Below are 18,658 nucleotides of genomic sequence, written 5' to 3' on the forward strand. Positions count from 1 at the left end.
CAGTCATGGCGCGCTGAGCATATTTCAAGTATGACTAACCACTGGAAGGGACTGCACAAACCGCCTGATCTGCTCGGGATCAAAAAGCACCATATGATGGTGCGGAAGATCACCAGCCGCGCCAAGCTGACGCTCCAGATCGTCCGCAAGCGACATCAGATCATCGCGCAACCTGCCAAGCTGCTCCAGATCCGATGCGGCCCCACGCGCGGCAAAGAAGGTCGCTTTTGTGGCAAGTTCAAATTGTCGGGCAAAGACCGGCACCCAGGCAAACGTCTTGAACAATTGGGCAAGGTCATTCGGCAACTGGGCGGACAGGGTCCGGGCATCGCTCGCCAGCTGATCGGCAAGGACAACCACCGCGTCCTTGGCCGCAAAAAGGGAAACACGCGCCGCTTCGGACAACTCCGGATCGTCGGGCAGGATCGCAAGATCACGGTCGCGCCGCCCCATGCCCGAGGATGCCATCGACAACCAGCCCTCCTGCCAGGTTGACGGCAAACACGAATGACGCGGGAAAACCTTGCTGTTCCAATACGCGGCCGCCGGGATATGCCAGCTTTGCAGCAGCAGATCGACCGCCTGATCGGCAACATTCCCGTCGACCCCAAACCCGTCTTTCAACCACCCGGAAATCAAAACACGCGCGTCCACGTCTGTCTCGACCAGCTTCGGCAAGACAAACACGTTCACCGCGCTCAGCGAATCCAGGGCGTTGGCCCCCGTAATGGCCTCCCAACTGGTGCGCATCAGAAACCCAGAGGCACCAATCTCACGATAACCCACCATGCGACGGCAGAACTCTTCGACCCGACAATTGGGGATCACGCCCCACCCGGTATGCTCGCCAAACGCCTCGAACTCCAGAATAACCGGCGCCTGCACCGTTCGTGCGACGGGATTTTCCGGAAACTCGGGAAAATAATCATGCGCGGTGATCTTCACACTTGCACCAACCTGCCCCGCGCACCGGTCAACCGCCGCAAGAACGCCTGACTGCATGTCGGTCGTGTAGGAAAAGTCGCGCACATACAGATCCTTGTCAGCCGCCGCCAAGGGGCCGTGAAACGCTTCGATCATATCGTCAAACCATCGCTCCCCATCAAACCCAACAGCGCTTTGCGCAAGGTGATCGGGCAACGACACACGCGATTCAGGCGAGGACAGATTGATGATAAACCCACCAATCCCCGGCACCCGCGCCAGCAGGTCTGCGGTTTTCCTCCGACAGAACTCGACCCAGCGCGGCAGCGTTGGATCAGGTGCGCCGTCAGACCCAAGAAGATCGGGATACAGCTCCAGCGCATAGTCCTGAAAAGACGGCTCCTTGATCTCAAGAAACAGCCGCGCATCGAACCGGTCCAGCCGGTCAACCAGCGTGTTCAGCCACGCCGCAGTGTTGCGCACTTTCTTCAGCCGCAGATCTGAAACACCGTAGTTCGCCGTCAATCCCAGCTGCGTGCAGGAATCCAGCAGATCGTTCTGGTGCAGCACAAGGGCGTTGTACCCCCACTGCTCCATCGTCTCGACAACAGGCAAAACACGCGATGGTTCGGCAATCGATACATCGTGAATTTCCAGGGCAATCAGAGGCTTTTGGTTCATCGGGGTCCCTTTGGCAGCACTGCACGCAGTCTGGCTACGCCCCTGCCATTAACAGGAAAACCCGATCTGACCGCCAGCCCCAATTGGCCACGGGCCCCCTTACCCTCTCAGATTGACCCACGCTGCATTGCGCGCCGAAGACCGCACGCAAGCGTCAACAAATTCGACACCGCGCAAGCCATCGTGAACCGTGGGGAACAGCACCTCGGCATCGACCGGCCGACCGTCCCGATGTGCCTCAATCGCCTCCGCAGCTTCGCTGTAGATATTGGCGAACCCTTCCAGATACCCTTCGGGGTGCCCGGGCGGGATCCGGCTCATCCGTGCCGCTGCGTCCCCTGCCCCGGCCCCGTTGCGCGTGATAAGGCGCTTGGGTTCATCCAGCGGCGTGTGCCACAGATAATTGGGATCTTCCTGTGCCCATTCCAGCCCGCCGGTTTCGCCATAGACGCGGATGCGCAGGGCGTTTTCGTTGCCCGGCGCGACCTGACTGCACCACAACATCCCCTTTGCGCCGCCCTCAAACCGCAGCATCACATGACCGTTGTCGTCCACCCGACGTCCCGGAACAAACGCATCCAGATCAGCCGCCAGACTTTCGACCTCAAGACCAGTAATGAACCGCGCCAGATTATGGGCATGCGTGCCGATGTCGCCGGTCGATCCGCCCGCACCAGACCGTTCCGGATCTGTCCGCCATTCAGCCTGCTTAAAGTCCTGCTCAACCGTCAGCCAATCCTGCGGATACTCAACCTGCACCACACGGATCTTGCCAATCGCGCCGTTGGCCACCATTTCACGCGCCTGCCGCACCATCGGATAGCCCGTGTAATTATGCGTCAGGATGAACAATGCCCCCGAATTTTCCGCCGCCTTCACCAGCTTCTTGGCATCCGAAAGGTTCGAGGTCAGCGGCTTATCGCAAATTACGTGAATCCCACGCTTCAGAAACTCGCGCGCGGCGGCATAATGCACGTGGTTTGGAGTCACGATCGACACCGCCTCGATCCCGTTCTTCAACCGCGCCTCGCGGATCGCCATCTGCTTGAAGTCGTCATAGATGCGCGGCAATCCCAACGCCTCGCCCGAGGCCTGCGCCTTTTCCGGAGTCGACGACAGCGCGCCCGCCACCAGTTCATACCGATCATCAATGCGCGACGCGATCCGGTGCACCCCGCCGATAAAGGCGTCATTGCCGCCGCCCACCATGCCAAGTCTGATCCGCGTCATCTTATGAAATCCCCAGCATCTTGCGATTGGCAGCCTCATCCGTGCCACCATCGGCAAAATCGTCAAACGCCCGCTCGGTCACCCGGATGATATGGTCCTTGACGAACTGCGCGCCCTCGCGCGCCCCGTCTTCAGGGTGCTTCAGGCAGCATTCCCATTCGACCACGGCCCAGCCGTCAAAATCCATCGCTGCCATCTTGGAAAACACAGCCCCGAAATCGACCTGGCCATCGCCCAACGACCGGAACCGCCCAGCGCGGTCGACCCAAGGTTGATAACCCGAATAAACCCCCTGCCGCCCCGTCGGATTGAACTCGGCATCCTTGACGTGGAACATCTTGATCCGGTCTTTGTAGATGTCGATATTGTCCAGATAATCCAGACATTGCAGTACGTAATGCGACGGATCATACAGCATGTTGCAGCGCGCATGATTGTCGACCCGCTCCAAAAACATCTCGAACGTTACGCCGTCATGCAGATCTTCTCCGGGATGGATTTCATAGCAGATGTTGACGTCGTTTTCATCCGCATGATCCAAGATCGGACGCCACCGACGCGCCAGTTCGTCAAACGCGGTTTCGATCAACCCGGCAGGGCGCTGCGGCCACGGATAAACATAGGGCCAGGCCAGCGCGCCCGAGAAAGACACATGGTTCTTGATCCCCATGTTGGCCGAGGCCGAAATCGCTTTCATCACCTGATCCACGGCCCATTCCTGCCGCGCCGCCGGGTTGCCATGCACCGACGGATCCGCGAACCCGTCAAATGCCGTGTCATACGCCGGGTGCACCGCCACCAGCTGGCCCTGCAAATGCGTCGAAAGCTCGGTCACCTCAACGCCGTTCGCTGCGGCCTGCCCTTTGAATTCGTCGCAATAATCCTTGCTCTCAGCCGCCTTGGCCAGATCGAACAATCGTCCGTCCCAGCTGGGCACCTGCACCCCCTTATAGCCACAGTCGGCTGCCCATTTCGTGATCGCATCCCACGAATTGAACGGCGCCTCGTCACCAGCAAATTGCGCAAGAAACAGCGCCGGGCCTTTGATCGTCTTCATGGTATCCTCCGACTTTTCAAATGGGGTTTGGGTCATGCCGCTTGGGCAGGTTCTCGCGGATCAAAATCTCGATCCGGATATGTTCTTGCGAGGCAATCACCGGGGCATCGTCGCATATGGCGCGCATCACCCGCAGCGCGCTTCGCGCCAGATGGCCGGTGTTCTGGTTGATCACCGCGTCCAGCACGCCATCCTCAAGCAGATCGCGCGAATTGTCGGTCAATTCGTGGTCAACGCAGATCAGACGTTTGTCCGACACATGTGATGTCAGCGCATCCGCCACCCCCCGGACACTTGCCCCGACAGAATATACCGCGACCACATTGTCATTTTCGCGCAAACACCGGGTGGTCAGCCGTTCCGCCAGTTCCGGGTCATCATAGGCTTCGATGCTGGGCAGCGGCTTCAGGTTCGGGAACTGTTCGGCCATCACACTGTCAAACCCAAGCCGCCGTTCAATCATGTCACGCGCCTGCATCGAGGTCACGACCACGGCGACCCTTCCGGGGCGATCTCCGACAAACCGTCCCAGCAACGTGCCCGCCGTGCGCCCTGCCGAGACGTTGTCGAACCCGACAAAATGATCGCGATCCGAATTCGGCTGGTCCGATACGATCGACACAACGGCCACGCCCTGCTTTTTCAGCCGCGCAATCGTATCGCGCACAATCGGCGTTTCATTCGCCATGATCGCCAGGCCGTCAATCTCATCCGGATCCAGCGCCATCAGCTTTTGAACCAGATCCGTGTTATTCCGGCTTGAGATCAAAACCTTGCGCGCTTCGACCCGGTCATACAGCTGGCCTTCAACGGCTTCGTCAATGGATTGCCGCAAGCCGGTCAGAAACTGCCCCTTGCCGTCCGGCAGGACAAACACGAACCGATAGGTGCGCCGCCGCGCCAGATTGGCCGCTGACAGATCGCGCACATATCCAAGCTTTTCGATCGCCGTGCGGACCCTTTTAACCGTTGCCTCACGCACGCCCTCGCGATTGTTCAAAACCCGGTCAACCGTGGCCAGACTGACACGCGCCTCGCGCGCAACATCCCGGACGGTCGGCTTGGATTTCGTATCTTGGTTCGAGGGCATTTTGGTCCTTTTCCTATCTACGCAAGGTGCGCAAACAACCGTGCCACGGCTTCCGCGCCCGGGTCATTGAACCCGATCAAGTTTTCTTCGGGCACATACGCGGCACGTCCGGCTTTAGCACGGGTCATTTTCGCCGTCGCGTCCGCGCCATTCCGGGCCGCACCCGACGCGGCAGACAACCCGTCCGGCAGCGCTTTCAAGGCCGGGGCCAACGCGTCAATCATGGTGCGATCCCCTTCAGACGCGCCGCCCACTTCGCTGATCCGGTTCAACCCGGCCAACAACGCTTTGGGCATCGGCAGACCGCTGGCGCAGGCATCCCCCGTCGCTTCAAAAAAGATCGCCAGGATCACGCCCGATGACCCGCCCATGGTCTGGCTCAGCTCGATGCCAATGGCCCGAAACAGTTGCGTGGGATCCGCAAGCGGCAGATCATCCAGCCGCGCTTTCAACGCACGGGACGCCGTCGCCAACGTACTGCCGGTGTCGCCATCGCCAGATTTCGCATCCAGCTCATTCAGCTCCTGCTCGGCCCCCAGCAACAGATCGCAACAACGTTCCAGCAAATCCCGCGTCTCTGGGTTGGACGACGGGATCGGCTTGATCGGGCTTAACCCATCCGGCAACGGACGTGTCTGAACCGGTGCAATCGCATTCATCCCCGGCCAGGCTGCCGGACCAACCGGCGCCTCAAGCTGCGCCTTGTTGCTGTCATCAACAGCCAAAACAGAGACCGAAAACCCGTGCATATCCAGCGAGGTCATCAAGGGCGCTGGCCCGATAACGTATTTGATGTTCGCGGCCCTTGGCGACGTTGCCAGTTCATGCGCCAAAACCGACATCTCAAGCGGTGTCGTCGATCCAAGATTGTTCAGGATCGCAACATGCGGCCCCGATCCGATCCTTGATTCCAGCTTTTCCAACACCAGATCCATGGCGTTCTTCGCATCCTTGAACGCAACCTGCTGAACGCCTGCCTCGCCGTGAATCCCCAGACCCAGTTCCGCCATACCGGGCGCAATGCGTTCTTCCTTGGCCGATCCCGGCACCGTACAGGTATCCAGCGACTTCCCGATCGACGCCATACCTGTAATCGCAGCGCTCGCCGCCGCTGTGACAGTGTCCAGATCCGCCCCGGTTTCCGCCAATGCCCCTGCGATCTTGTGCACGAACAACGTCCCGGCCACGCCACGCGGCTGAGGCAGATCCGGCAAGGCGATGTCGTCATCCACCACGACCATCGACACCTTCAGGCCGAAGGCGCGCGCGCGTTCTGCGGCCAGTCCGAAATTCAGCCGGTCCCCGGTGTAGTTCTTGACGATCAGCAAACAGCCCGCATCGCCCGTCACGGCCAGAATACCCGCCAGCACCGCATCAACCGAAGGCGAGGCAAACACCTCCCCACACACCGCGGCCGTCAGCATCCCGGCACCGACAAACCCCGCATGGGCCGGTTCATGCCCCGATCCGCCCCCCGAGATCAGCGCGACATTGGATTTGTCCCAATCTGTCCGACACACCACCTTGATATGAGGATACCCATCCAGCCGCGTCAGCGCGCCGCCGGTGGTTTCAAGCAGCCCGTCGATCGCATCGGTAACAAGTGTTTCTTTTTCATTGATGAACTGGTTCATACTAGGGTCTCCTCATCGAATGCGATTGCCATCGGCGTCAAAACACAGCGGGTTCTTCGGCGCGATCTTGATATGCGCGCCCGGTTCATAATCGGTCGACGGGTCGGCAATCGTCGTAATGGCATGGCCTTTCAGGGTCAGATGCAGACGGTTCTGATCGCCCAGATGTTCAACCCGCATCACTTCCGCGTCCTGCCCGTCACCCTGCCGGATATGCTCGGGCCGCATCCCGATCTGGGTGGTGCCGGGCGGTACGCCGCCAAACACATCCGCTGGCAAAACATTGATCCGGGGCAGGCCCAGCCGACTGGCCACATACAGCGAATCCGGATCTTCATAGATCTCGCGCGGGGTGCCGAACTGCACCAGCCGCCCCTGATCCAGAACCCCGACATGGGTCGCCATCGTCATGGCTTCGATCTGGTCATGCGTCACGTATAACAACGTCGCGCCAAGGCTGCCCTGAATGCGCTTCAACTCGACCCGCAGATCGGTGCGCAGCTTGGCATCCAGCGAACTCAGCGGTTCATCCATCAGGTACACCGCCGGTTCGCGCACCAGGGCGCGCCCGATCGACACCCGCTGCATTTCGCCCCCCGACAGCTCGGTCGCTTTGTTGTCCAGCTTGTGACTGATCTGCAGAACCTCGGCGACCTCGGCAACCTTGCGATCAATCTCGGCCTGAGGCGTCTTCAGGATCGGCGATTTCAGCGGAAACGCCAGATTGTCCTTCACCGTCAGATGCGGATAAAGCGAGTATTGCTGGAACACCATCGCGACATCGCGCTGCGCCGGGGTCTCGCCCGATACGTTACGCCCGCCAATCCAGATCTCTCCGCTGTCTTCCTTTTCCAGCCCCGAAATCAGTCGCAATGTCGTCGTCTTGCCCGCGCCCGTTGGCCCCAGCAGAACCACGAACGCCCCATCCGGGATCGTCATCGAAACATCATCGACCGCAACATCCTCGCCAAAGGACTTGCACAGGTTTTTCAGAGTCACCTCAGCCATGCGCCAACACCTCGTGGTTCAATTCCGACCGCAACGCCTGACCGCTGGCCTTGTCAAACAAGGTGACTTTCGACGCCTCGAACCCCAGACCAACGGTTTCACCCACCGTCGCCAGCTGCGCACTGTCCAGCCGCGCCTTCAGTTCTCCGTTCGGCGTGTCCAGCGTGACGATTTGCGTGGTGCCCAGATACTCGGTCGCCAGCACCTTGCCGCGATACCCGCCACTGTCCGAAAACCCGATATGTTCCGGGCGCACCCCGAACACCAGCTCACCTGCCGCGCCCTGCATCTGCCGTGGCACGCCGATGGTCTGCCCGTTCAGTTCAATCGCCCCGGCGCCCTCGGCCACCTTGCCGTCAAAGCCCAGAAAATTCATTGACGGCGAGCCAATGAAATCTGCCACGAACATCGTTGCGGGCTTGTCATAGATTTCCTGCGGGGTGCCGAATTGTTCGACCACCGCATTGTTCATCACCACGATCTTGTCACCCATCTGCATGGCTTCAAGCTGATCATGGGTCACATAGACCGTGGTCGCGTTCATCCGGTCATGCAGCGCCCGCAGCTCTTCGGCCATGTGTTCGCGAAACTCTGCATCCAGCGCCCCCAGCGGTTCATCCATCATGAACGCCTTGGGATCACGCACAATCGCGCGGCCCAGCGCCACGCGCTGACGATCCCCGCCCGACAGGCCCCCGACAGGCCGGTTCAGGATATCCTCGATCCCCAGAATACCGGCAACTTCGGCGACCTTGGACTTGACCTGCGCCCTCGGCATCCCTTGCGATACCAAGGGATAGCTCAGGTTCTTGCGCACATTCAGATGCGGATACAGCGCGAACATCTGAAACACGAAAGCAATGTCACGCTGTGACGGAGGTTTCTGGCTGATCTCTTCGCCGTCCAGATAAATCTCACCCGAGGTCGGCAATTCCAGCCCGGCAATCATCCGCAACGTCGTGGTCTTGCCACACCCCGAAGGCCCAAGCAGCATGAAAAATTCGCCATCCTCGATGGTAAAGCTCGACTCCCTGACCGCAACGAAATCTCCGAATTCCTTGCGCACGTTTTTGATTTCAATCTTAGCCATCTAGGAATTGCCCAATACGCAGAAGGTTGCCATTACAATCGATCACAACTGCCTCGCGCATGCCCCAATCCTTGTCTTCAGCCGGACGAAAGCACGGCCGGCCCGTGACGGGTAAGCCAGCTTGGCTGGCCGCATCACTAAAGCTGTCCACATCGGACGAGCGGATATAGGCGCCATGATCGCAAGTCGCCGGATCATGGTCCTTATGCCCGAAAAAGTGAATTTCGACCTTATCGCGCACAAGGATCAGATACTGTTGTTCGTCCCAGCGCCCGGTCTCGCGGAACCCAAGCCGCGCATAGAATGCGACTGTTTCATCAAAATCCCTGGCCGGTAGAATGGCAGCTGTTGTTTCCAGCATCCCGCTATTCCTTGAAGTGCGAGACGACGATAAACATCACCGTCCCAATCAGAGTTGTGATGAACGAATAGGTGAACCCCCACAGCACGAAGGGTTGCATCAGCATGAACACCCCAAGGCCGATCAGGATGGTTGCGACCATCTCCCATGGGCCACGGCGCAGTTGCAGAAGTCCGGTGAAGAAGTTGCTCATTTGCGCACCGCTCCGAATGTGATCCCGCGCAACAGGTGTTTACGCAGCAGGATTGTGAAGACCATGACCGGCAGCAAAAAGATCGTCGCCCCCGCCGCAACCGCAGGCCAGTCAAGCCCGCCGACGCCAATGATGGTCGGGATGAACGGCGGCGCGGTCTGCGCCGTGCCGGATGTCAGCAACACTGCAAAGGCGTATTCGTTCCAGGCAAAGATCAGACAGAAGATCGCGGTCGATGCGATGCCCGTCGCCGCCTGCGGCAGCACTACTTTGTAAAACGCCTGAAACCTTGTGTAGCCATCAATCAACGCCGCCTCTTCATATTCGCGCGGGATCTCGTCGATGAACCCTTTCAGCAGCCACACCGCCAGCGAGATATTGACCGCCGTGTACAGCAGGATCATCCCAAGATGCGTATCGCTTAGGCCAAGGGTCCGGTACATCAGGAAAATAGGGATCGCGACCGCAATCGGCGGCATCATCCGCGTACTCAGTATAAAGAACAGCAGATCGTCCGCCAGCGGGATCTTGAACCGCGAGAACGCATAGGCCGCCAATGTCCCCAGCACGATACTCAGAAACGTCGACCCAAAGCCGATGATAACCGAATTCATGAACCGCTCGCCAAATTTCGACGGGCCAGCGATGACCATATCGTATTCGCGCACGATCTCTTCGTACCAGGTCTCGGGCGGGTTCGCCTCAAGGTACTCTTCGGTCTGCCGCGTGCGGGTCGTGAACAGGTTGACGTATCCCTCAAGCGTCGGCTCAAACACCACCTTGGGCGGATAAGAAATCGCATCCGAGGGCGACTTGAACCCGGTCAGCATGATCCATGCAAGCGGCATCATGGTGATCAACGCATAGACGATGACCAGCGTGCCAGCGAACCACTTGGACCGGTCTGACGGCTCTGTGACTGAGAAACTGCTCATCTTTCCTTAACCTTATTCAGGGCTTTGACATAGATCGAGGCAAGGCCGAACACCGTCACGAACAGGATGATCGCATAGGCTGAGGCATAGCCGGTGCGCCACTTCTCAAACGCCTCGCGTTTCAGGTTGATCGAGGTGAGTTCCGTCGTGGAGCCAGGCCCGCCGCCGGTCAGCTGCACCACCAGATCGAACATCTTGAAGTTCTCGATCCCGCGGAACAGCACCGCCAGCATCAAAAACGGCAGCACCATCGGGATGGTGATCGTAAAAAACTGGCGCAGCTTCGACGCGCGGTCCACTTCGGCCGCTTCATAGATATAATCCGGGATCGACCGCAGCCCCGCCAGACAGATCAGCATCACAAACGGCGTCCACATCCAGGTGTCCACAATCACAATCGACCATGGCGCCAGTTGCACACTGCCCAGCATCTCGAAACTGGACGGATCCTTGCCCGTGAAGAACGCGACGACATAGTTAAACAGGCCGATTTGCGGCTGATACAGGAACTTCCAAAAGTTCCCGACCACCGCCGGCGACAGCATCATTGGCAGAACGATGATCGTCGTCCAAAGATCGTTGCCCTTGAATTTCTTGTTAATCAGATAGGCCAGCGTGAACCCGATCAGCACCTGAAAGAAGATCGTCCAGAACAGAAAATGCGCCGTGGCCTGCATGTTCAGCCAGATGTCGCTGTCCGTCAGGATCCGTTCGTAATTGCGAAACCCGATGTTCTTGACCTCGCGCCCGATGCGGTTGGCCTTGAAGTTCGTGAAGGACAGTTTGATCGTCCAGATCAGCGGAAAGATGTTGATCGCCAACAGCAGGAAGATCGTCGGGCCAACAAAGATCCACGCAATGGCGCGGTCGCTCAGGCCTTTGATCTTGCGCGCCACACGGGGTGGCGTGGCTGTTGCAGCACGGTCGACAGGAGTGTCGGACATAGTGGTGAACCCGGTCGTGAGAGTACAGGGAAGGCATGCCCCGGAAATGTTCCGGGGCAGACCGTCTTGGTCGGAAGCGGCCCCTCAGGGCCACCGACGGGAGATTGCTTAAAGCTTGCCTTCGTCTTCGAAGACTTCAGTCCAGTCCTCGATCAGCTTATCCAGCGCCTCTTGCGCTGTGCCCTGATCGGCGACCACATAGTCGTGGATACGCTTTTGCATGGCCAGCAGCAGTTCGGCATATGCCGGCTCCTGCCAGAAATCCTGCACCGCGCCCATCGCCATCAGGAAGTCACCGGCAAACGGAGCACTGTCCTTAAAGTCAGGTGCATTCAGAACATCGTTGTGGGCCGAATATCCACCCAGTTCCCACCACTTTGCCTGCACATCGGGGTTCGCAAACCACTTGATGTACTCCAGCGCGGCGTCCTTCTTGTCCGAATAGGACACAACCGAAATGCCCTGACCGCCCAGCGTCGAACCAGCCTGATTTTGCGGCGGGTTGACGAAAAAATCGATCTTGTCACCACCGGTATTCGGATCAGCATAAAGCCCCGGGAAGAACGCAAACCAGTTCATCGCCATCGCGACCTGACCGGATTTGAACGCATCGAGGCTCTCACCCATGTACGAGTTCGTGTATCCCGGAGGCGTCGCGGTCTTATAGAATTCCTTATAGAATTCCAGCGCTTCGACGGCTTCGGGCGAATTCACAGCGCCTTCCATGTCATAAGATCCCGGCGTGTTCTCGTATTTGAACCCCCACGGGTACAGCGCTGATGTCACGCCCATCGTGATCCCTTCGGATCCGCGCTCGGTAAAGATTGCGGCCCCGTAAACCTTCTTGCCGTCAATCTCGCGGCCCTGAAAGAACTGCGCGATTTCCAGCATTTCTTTCTGGGTCTTTGGTTCACCCAGTTCCCGGCCCGTCGCTTCCTTGAACGCGGCGCGGATGTCATCGCGTGCGAACCAGTCCTTGCGATAGAACCAGCCGTTCGCATCACCCATCGCGGGCAGCGCATAATAATTCGGCGTGCCCTTGGGCCACGTCGAATAGGCATAGACCGTCGCATCAGCGAAGTCCGACATCGAAATACCTTCGGCGTCAAAGAAGTCGTTCAGCTTGACGTAATGACCATTCTCGGCGCCGCCACCGATCCACTGGCTGTCGCCAATCAGCAGGTCACACAGCTTCCCGCCCGAGTTCAACTCGTTCAGCATCCGGTCCGCAAAATTCGGCCACGGGATGAACTCAAAGCTCATGTTGTGCCCCGACTGGGCTTCAAATTCCTTGCTCAGTTCGACCAGTGCGTTGGCCGGGTCCCATGCGGCCCAGCACAGCGTCAGGTCATCGGCTTGCGCGCTGCTTGCGAATGCGGTTGCCGCCAGGCTCAAGGCACTGACGGACGCCAATCCAAATTTCTTCATGTGTTCCTCCCAGAATAAATCCGGCGACTCTTTGAGGCCGTCGAATCGTCAATCAGACACCTGAAACGCTATTTGAGGTACGCACCTCAAGTCTAGAATTTATTTGAGGTACGCACCTCATTTGAGCGTAAAAACACCTAACGCATTGAATTAAAACAATACAAACAGGCGCGCGCAGAAGGTCACCAATACTGACATGTATTTCCGGAGTTTTACGGGCCAAAATCGCAAAAATCGCAACTGAACCAAAGCGTTCAGGCAAATCCGGGCCCCTTCAGATCAGCCAAAGCCGATCTGGCGCAAAACACCCGCGCCCCCGCCAAGGGGCGCGGGACAATCCCTCAAAGCGTGTCGAAATACCCGATCAGATCCGCCGCGGTGATCCCTTCAAAGGTGATCGTGCCTTCGCTCAGGGTCAGCACCGCATCGCCGTCGCCGTTCGATGTCACATCCGAAGATGTGTCCACGCTTTCGGCCAGCAACAACCGGTCCACACCCAATTCGAAATCGGTGATCACATCCGTGCCAAAGTCCGTCCCGCGGAACATAAACACATCGGCCCCGGCCCCGCCGGTCTGCACGTCATCGCCCTTGCCGCCGACCATCCGATCCTGCCCGGCCCCGCCAAACAGCGTGTCATCGTTCAGATCCCCGCGCAGCAGGTCATCGTCGTCACCGCCCTCCAACCAATCGTCACGCACACCGCCGATCAGCGTGTCGTTGCCACCCAGCCCGATCAGTGTGTCACCACCGTTATAGCCATAGATCACGTTGACATCGTCACTGCCGACAAGGGTGTTGGCCGTGTTGTCGCCCTTGATCCGGTACAGGGTCACCACATCGGATGCGTCAGACACGATGGCCTCGATCGTTCCCTGACCGTCGGTATAGGTCACCGTCACGGTCAGGGTGCTGCCGACATCGTCTTCGCCGACAATGTATCGCGCCCGGGTCTGACCGACCACATCCTCTCCATCGCGTTGCCACTGATAGCTGAAGTCACCCAAGCCATCCAGATCGGCAATCGACGATGTGTCCACCGTCAACGGTACGCCCGTCCCCGCGTTCCCGACGAGGATCGGATCGCCGGTCGAAACTGCGTTCACCGAGAAAACCTGCCCGAACACCCCTTGATCGTCGCCATCCTGATGTTCGCTTTCCCAGGTGACAACGAAATCACCATTCTCCAGCGTCTCAATCACCGGATCAAACTGGCGATAATCAACCGTGGTGTTAACCAGCATTTCGTCGCCAACCTTTGTGCCATCGGCGTCAAAGGCCTGCATGTAGATGCCATAGTCATAGCCGTCTTCGTCATACGTCGAAGACCACGTCACAATGAACCCACCATTGTCCAACGCAGCAACGCTCTGGCCGGTCTGCGATCCTTCGGTCTGTGCATTCACAGCGATCTCGCCCCCCACGGGCGATCCCGATGCGTCAAAGACCTGGGCGTGAATATCGCCACTGCCATCATCCGTCGAAAGCCAGGTCGCCACGAACCCACCATCAACCAATGCTGCAACATCAAACAGATACTGCAAGCTCTCGACAGTCGTATTGACTTGCATTTCGGGTGTCGTCGGCGTGCCTGCACTGTCAAAGACCCGTGTATGAACGCTCGTACTGCTTCCGTCCCTTCCGTAGGTGATCCAGGTGACGGTATAGCCCCCACCGGTTAATGCCGTCACAACAGGTTCCGACGGACGGTAGTCACCATCCTGTGTGACCTGCGCATTGACCGACAACGGCGTGCCATCGGCACTGAAGGTCACAGATCGGATCCCGGCGTTATAGGTCTCCCACGCGACGACATATCCGCCATCCGTCAGGGTCGCGGCACTTGTGGCGCCTTGAAACAGCCCTGCATTCAACTCCACAATATACTCTTCGCCAACTGGCACACCATCCGCATCAAACGTCTGGACCATCGTGCGGTCTTCTTTCGCACTCCACGCCGCCAGAAACCCGCCGCCCGGCAGCGCTGTCAGCGACATGTCATTTGTGAACGCCAACCTGTCGCCCGGATCATTTGCGACAAATTCGCCCGTGACCGGCGTTCCATCCGCCGCATAAACACGCAACGAAACATCATAATAATCCGGCGTGCTGGGGCTGCCGTCGTTCAACGACGTATCGTACCAGCCAACCACAAAACCGCCCCCTTCCAAGGCGATCACACGGGGATCATACTGATAACCTGTTGTCGTTTCGTTAACGGCGATTTCCGCCCCGATAGCCGCTCCGGTTGCGTCGTACACCTGCGCAATCACGCCAAGGTTTTCGCCGTCCTGACCTTCGGATTCCCAGCTGACGACAAAGCCACCGCCGACCAAAGCCGTCACAACCTGATCAAACTGGTCGTCCGGAGTGTAGGTGTTGATCTGAAATTCACCGCCAATGGCGATGGTGGTTTGAGATGATGTTCTTGTTGGCATAATGGACCTGTTTTGAGTTATTTCTCATTGATCGAACACAACCACAAAAATGATTACCACCGGCCGACCCGTTTGCCCGGATCAAGGTTCAAACTGGGCAGTCTGCAAAGTTGACTCGCAAATGAGCTTTTTGCCCGTGCAACAATTTATGACCGAAGGATCAAAGCGTCGTCCAGAGTCGAAATCGAAGGGCCGAAACAGATGACGCAACGGCACAATTTGCATGACCTGACGTCAGCCTCAGGGGGTCAACAAGGCATCGAGGTACCCGATGAGCCGATATTCAGGTGTGTACAAAACGGACAATCGTCCAGAAGCAGGCGTTACAAATCGGACAAAACCCGGTCCAGCATTGCATCGCACGCGGTCAGATCTGACAGGTCCAAACCCTCATCCGGTTTATGCCCATCCCGCGTCATGTCGCCAGGTCCCATGACCACAACCGGTAAACCAAGTTCATCAAACACCCCGGCTTCGGTTCCGAACGCAACCTTGGTTATGCCCGTTTCGCCTGCCATATGATTGGCCCAAGACACGATATCCGCCTCTCGAGGCGTGTCCAAACCGGGATATCGGTTGACCTCTTCGATAACGATTTTTGCTGCCGAAGTTTTGAAACCGGCTTCGACCCGGCGGGCCGCAGCATCGATCATGGCGCGAATTTCATCCACCGGTGTTAGCGCAAGGTGGCGGATCTCAAAATCCACAACAGACTGATCTGGAACGATATTCAACGCCTCTCCGCCGCGAATTTTTCCAACATGAACGGTTGAATACGAGATCGCATAGGCCTTATCCTGCGCTCCATTTGCAAGATCCGTCTGGACCTTTCTCAGCCCCTGAACGAAATCCGCAGCCACGTGGATCGCGTTCACAAAGTTCGGCGCCTGGGCGCTGTGCCCGGATTCACCATGACAGGTCGCGCGCAACGCCGCCTTGCCTTTGTGACCAATGGCCACCTGCATCGACGTCGGCTCGCCAACGATCACCGCACACGGCTTACCGATCAACCCTCTGATATCCGGCATCATTTCGCGAATACCAACACAGCCGATCTCTTCGTCATACGAGATCACAAGGCTCAAAGGTTCGCTTAGATCCGCCGCGCCAGACCGCTCGGCCATCGCCAAAACCGACGCAAGAAACCCCTTCATATCGGTCGTGCCACGACCATGCACACGGCCATCTTTGCGGGTCAATTTGAATGGGGGCACAGTCCAAGTCTGGTGCCCGACCGGAACGACATCGGTGTGCGCAGACAGGCAAACTCCGCCTTGTATTGCAGGGCCAATACGCGCAAAAAGCCCGGCTTTCTGACGGCAAGGCGACGGGATGCGGGTCACATCAAACCCCACTTTCACCAACACATCCTGCACATAATCGATCAGCGCCAAATTGCTGTCCGCGCTGACCGTCGGAAAGGCGATCAAACGCTCAAGAATGTCCAAAGTTCGTGTCATGTCACCCTGCCCGGCAGAAACCCGTCTGTATTTGCGAAAGAAAACAAGTGGATAGTCAATCCGCAGCCAATTCGGTTATCTCCCGCCGGAATGGCAAAGCGTCGCCAATGTCCGGCATATCCAGTTCGCGCGCATAGCGATGTCCGGCGTAAGTTGCCCACGCAATCGGGCCCGGCGCATTGGCGTCTCCGATCAATTGCACCGACCTGATACCAGCATCGGCCCAATCCGCTTCGCGCGCTTTGAGGTCTCTGTAAACCTGATTGTTTTCCAACTTCGACGTCACCAAAAGCACGCCGTCGCATGCGATCTGGGTACGCTGATCCGTGAACGTGCAATTGGTTTCAACGTGATCCCTTCCAATCCCAATGACACCCCGGTTCAGTTCAATCCGAACGCCCATACCCGCCAGACGGCGGTGAATTTCGTGCTGTTCCAACGTGTTAACTGTCCATTCGCTGACATAGGCCGCGGGTGTGACCAGTGTGACTGTGCATCCCTTTTGCACCAGAAGTTCAGCCATCACCCCGCCCATGTAATAGTGATCATCATCATAGATCACGACGTGCCCAGACGGCTCGGTCCCATTCATCAGATCGTCAGGCGTGAACAGCGGCATCCCCGGATCAGTGGCAAAGGGCACGACATGCTGCCGCGAAACACCGTCTCTACGCCAGTTGGCACCAGTCGCGATGCAGACGTTCTGAAACCCGAAGTCCAGCACCTCATCCGCCGACAAGTGACTGTCAAAATAGGTCTCGACATTCGGTTTCTGACCGATCTGATACGCGCGATAATCCGCAACCCGTCCCCAGGCCGACAACCCCGGCAGCACCCGTTCACGGGCGACGCGACCGCCCAGAATGGTCCCCGACTCGGCCAAGGCAACATCATATCCGCGTTCAGCCAAGGCGCGCGTCGCCTCCAGCCCGGCAGGTCCGGCGCCCACAACCAACACGTTTGAACTGTCGCCCTTGACGTTCATCCGTTCCGGATGCCAGCCTTTGCGCCATTCCTCCATAAAGGTCGGGTTCTGGGTACAGCGGCTGATCGACATGGTCATGTCACCCGTGATGCAGATGTTGCAGCCGATGCATTCCCGAATATCCTCGGTCCTGCCTTCTTCGATCTTTTTCGGCAGAAACGGGTCAGCGATGGAAGGCCGCGCGCACCCAATGAAATCAAGCGTCCCGGATCGGATCATCCGGGCCATCACATCCGGGCTGGTAAAGCGACCAACCCCGACGACAGGTTTGTCGGTCAGGTCGCGGATGCCCTTGACCAACAGCTCTTGCGCCGCTTCATCCTTGAACCGGGATGGGCCGGAACAGTCTTCCCAGGTCCCCTGCGCAAGATCCCAGAGATCGGGCAAATTGCGGTTCATTTCGATGAATTCGCGCACTTCGGCGTTGGAAAAACCAAGGTCCCCGACGGTTTCGTCCAGGCTGACCCGCATTGTGATCGCCATCGTGTCGCCAACGGCGTCACGGATATCGCCAATCACTTCGTTCGCAAAGCGCGACCGGTTTTCGAGGCTGCCGCCGTACTCGTCGGTCCGGTGGTTGGTGGCACGGGACAGGAAGTGCTGGAAAATCCCGAACCCATGTGCCCCGTAAAGACAGATCAGATCAAACCCGGCACCTTTTGAGCGTTTGGCCGCGTTCACGAACCAACGGCGCAGATCACGGATGTCTCTTTTGTCCAAGGCACGCGCCTGAACCGGATCATTGGTGAACGTGCGGATCGGTTGCGCGCTGACCGCAAGCGGAACTTCCTTGGTATACAGGTTCGGCCCGTTCACCCCCGAATACGCCAGTTGGATCCCCGCCAGTGCGCCGTATTCTTTCATCCGTTCCGACATCTTTCGCAGTTGCGGGATGTCCCTGTCTTCCCACAAACGCAACTCGATATAGGGCGTGATTTCCGAGGTGTGGTGCATCTCGGTCTGTTCGGTGAAAATCACACCCCAGCCGCCTTCGGCCTTTGATCCACGCATGGCGGCTGCAGCAGAGGGATCGCGATATCCTCCGCCATTGCAATGGGGCACCTGATAAAACCGGTTCTTGGCCGTCAGCGGGCCAATGTCCATCGGTTCAAAAAGGATATCATAGCGGGGATCGCGCATGTTTAGTCTCCTGCCGGGATCGAATTGCCAAAAAGACCGTCGCAGATTGCCCGGTTAGGC

Annotated in this window: 15 protein-coding genes; all 15 read right to left on the bottom strand. The window is 58.2% G+C overall.

What is annotated here, in order from left to right:
- Nucleotides 1-24: 24 nt before the first annotated feature.
- The 15 genes from FOY56_RS19970 to FOY56_RS20040 all read right to left on the bottom strand — a co-directional run bounded on the left by FOY56_RS19970 (nt 25) and on the right by FOY56_RS20040 (nt 18,598).
- Nucleotides 25-1,605 carry a hypothetical protein gene (locus FOY56_RS19970; RefSeq protein ID WP_146347919.1) on the bottom strand — a complete coding sequence of 527 codons (1,581 nt, stop codon included), beginning with the start codon at nt 1,603-1,605 and terminating at the stop codon, nt 25-27.
- 99 nt (nt 1,606-1,704) lie between these two features.
- Nucleotides 1,705-2,835 (bottom strand): Gfo/Idh/MocA family protein, encoded by a 1,131-nt coding sequence (locus tag FOY56_RS19975; RefSeq protein ID WP_146347920.1) that lies wholly within the window; start codon nt 2,833-2,835, stop codon nt 1,705-1,707.
- A gap of 1 nt (nt 2,836) precedes the next feature.
- Entirely contained in the window at nt 2,837-3,892 is a 1,056-nt protein-coding gene (locus tag FOY56_RS19980) for a sugar phosphate isomerase/epimerase family protein (protein WP_146347921.1), read from the bottom strand.
- 16 nt (nt 3,893-3,908) lie between these two features.
- Nucleotides 3,909-4,982 carry a LacI family DNA-binding transcriptional regulator gene (locus tag FOY56_RS19985; RefSeq protein ID WP_146347922.1) on the bottom strand — a complete coding sequence of 358 codons (1,074 nt, stop codon included), beginning with the start codon at nt 4,980-4,982 and terminating at the stop codon, nt 3,909-3,911.
- 17 nt (nt 4,983-4,999) lie between these two features.
- Complete coding sequence (locus tag FOY56_RS19990) at nt 5,000-6,616, bottom strand: dihydroxyacetone kinase subunit DhaK (RefSeq protein ID WP_146347923.1); 1,617 nt, start codon at nt 6,614-6,616, stop codon at nt 5,000-5,002.
- A gap of 12 nt (nt 6,617-6,628) precedes the next feature.
- Nucleotides 6,629-7,624 (bottom strand): ABC transporter ATP-binding protein, encoded by a 996-nt coding sequence (locus FOY56_RS19995; protein WP_146347924.1) that lies wholly within the window; start codon nt 7,622-7,624, stop codon nt 6,629-6,631.
- Nucleotides 7,617-8,714 (bottom strand): ABC transporter ATP-binding protein, encoded by a 1,098-nt coding sequence (locus FOY56_RS20000; protein ID WP_146347925.1) that lies wholly within the window; start codon nt 8,712-8,714, stop codon nt 7,617-7,619. Before FOY56_RS20000 ends, FOY56_RS19995 begins: the two co-directional genes overlap by 8 nt.
- Nucleotides 8,707-9,075, bottom strand: a complete 369-nt coding sequence (locus tag FOY56_RS20005; protein ID WP_146347926.1) for a bleomycin resistance protein — start codon at nt 9,073-9,075, stop codon at nt 8,707-8,709. Before FOY56_RS20005 ends, FOY56_RS20000 begins: the two co-directional genes overlap by 8 nt.
- Nucleotides 9,076-9,079: 4 nt before the next feature.
- Nucleotides 9,080-9,268: a hypothetical protein gene (locus FOY56_RS20010; protein ID WP_146347927.1), complete on the bottom strand. Its 189-nt coding sequence runs from the start codon at nt 9,266-9,268 to the stop codon at nt 9,080-9,082.
- Entirely contained in the window at nt 9,265-10,203 is a 939-nt protein-coding gene (locus FOY56_RS20015; protein ID WP_146347928.1) for a carbohydrate ABC transporter permease, read from the bottom strand. The genes FOY56_RS20010 and FOY56_RS20015 overlap by 4 nt, the downstream gene beginning before the upstream one ends.
- Nucleotides 10,200-11,147 (bottom strand): carbohydrate ABC transporter permease, encoded by a 948-nt coding sequence (locus tag FOY56_RS20020; protein ID WP_146347929.1) that lies wholly within the window; start codon nt 11,145-11,147, stop codon nt 10,200-10,202. Before FOY56_RS20020 ends, FOY56_RS20015 begins: the two co-directional genes overlap by 4 nt.
- Before the next feature lie 108 nt (nt 11,148-11,255).
- Nucleotides 11,256-12,575, bottom strand: a complete 1,320-nt coding sequence (locus FOY56_RS20025) for an ABC transporter substrate-binding protein (protein WP_146347930.1) — start codon at nt 12,573-12,575, stop codon at nt 11,256-11,258.
- Nucleotides 12,576-12,916: 341 nt separating this feature from the next.
- On the bottom strand, nt 12,917-15,013 hold the full coding sequence (locus FOY56_RS20030) for a calcium-binding protein (RefSeq protein WP_146347931.1): 2,097 nt from the start codon (nt 15,011-15,013) through the stop codon (nt 12,917-12,919).
- Between the two features lie 323 nt (nt 15,014-15,336).
- A complete protein-coding gene (gene argE / locus FOY56_RS20035; RefSeq protein WP_146347932.1) occupies nt 15,337-16,473 on the bottom strand; it encodes an acetylornithine deacetylase in 1,137 nt (378 codons plus the stop codon).
- A gap of 55 nt (nt 16,474-16,528) precedes the next feature.
- Nucleotides 16,529-18,598, bottom strand: a complete 2,070-nt coding sequence (locus tag FOY56_RS20040; RefSeq protein WP_146347933.1) for an oxidoreductase — start codon at nt 18,596-18,598, stop codon at nt 16,529-16,531.
- Nucleotides 18,599-18,658: the final 60 nt, after the last annotated feature.

This window comes from Falsiphaeobacter marinintestinus, from assembly GCF_007923355.1.
Lineage (GTDB): Bacteria > Pseudomonadota > Alphaproteobacteria > Rhodobacterales > Rhodobacteraceae > Phaeobacter_A > Phaeobacter_A marinintestinus.

Coding starts and splice junctions, on each gene's coding strand:
- FOY56_RS19970 (WP_146347919.1), bottom strand. CDS start 1,605: ATGAACCAAAAGCCTCTGATTGCCCTGGAAATTCACGATGTATCGATT.
- FOY56_RS19975 (WP_146347920.1), bottom strand. CDS start 2,835: ATGACGCGGATCAGACTTGGCATGGTGGGCGGCGGCAATGACGCCTTT.
- FOY56_RS19980 (WP_146347921.1), bottom strand. CDS start 3,892: ATGAAGACGATCAAAGGCCCGGCGCTGTTTCTTGCGCAATTTGCTGGT.
- FOY56_RS19985 (WP_146347922.1), bottom strand. CDS start 4,982: ATGCCCTCGAACCAAGATACGAAATCCAAGCCGACCGTCCGGGATGTT.
- FOY56_RS19990 (WP_146347923.1), bottom strand. CDS start 6,616: ATGAACCAGTTCATCAATGAAAAAGAAACACTTGTTACCGATGCGATC.
- FOY56_RS19995 (WP_146347924.1), bottom strand. CDS start 7,624: ATGGCTGAGGTGACTCTGAAAAACCTGTGCAAGTCCTTTGGCGAGGAT.
- FOY56_RS20000 (WP_146347925.1), bottom strand. CDS start 8,714: ATGGCTAAGATTGAAATCAAAAACGTGCGCAAGGAATTCGGAGATTTC.
- FOY56_RS20005 (WP_146347926.1), bottom strand. CDS start 9,075: ATGCTGGAAACAACAGCTGCCATTCTACCGGCCAGGGATTTTGATGAA.
- FOY56_RS20010 (WP_146347927.1), bottom strand. CDS start 9,268: ATGAGCAACTTCTTCACCGGACTTCTGCAACTGCGCCGTGGCCCATGG.
- FOY56_RS20015 (WP_146347928.1), bottom strand. CDS start 10,203: ATGAGCAGTTTCTCAGTCACAGAGCCGTCAGACCGGTCCAAGTGGTTC.
- FOY56_RS20020 (WP_146347929.1), bottom strand. CDS start 11,147: ATGTCCGACACTCCTGTCGACCGTGCTGCAACAGCCACGCCACCCCGT.
- FOY56_RS20025 (WP_146347930.1), bottom strand. CDS start 12,575: ATGAAGAAATTTGGATTGGCGTCCGTCAGTGCCTTGAGCCTGGCGGCA.
- FOY56_RS20030 (WP_146347931.1), bottom strand. CDS start 15,013: ATGCCAACAAGAACATCATCTCAAACCACCATCGCCATTGGCGGTGAA.
- argE (WP_146347932.1), bottom strand. CDS start 16,473: ATGACACGAACTTTGGACATTCTTGAGCGTTTGATCGCCTTTCCGACG.
- FOY56_RS20040 (WP_146347933.1), bottom strand. CDS start 18,598: ATGCGCGATCCCCGCTATGATATCCTTTTTGAACCGATGGACATTGGC.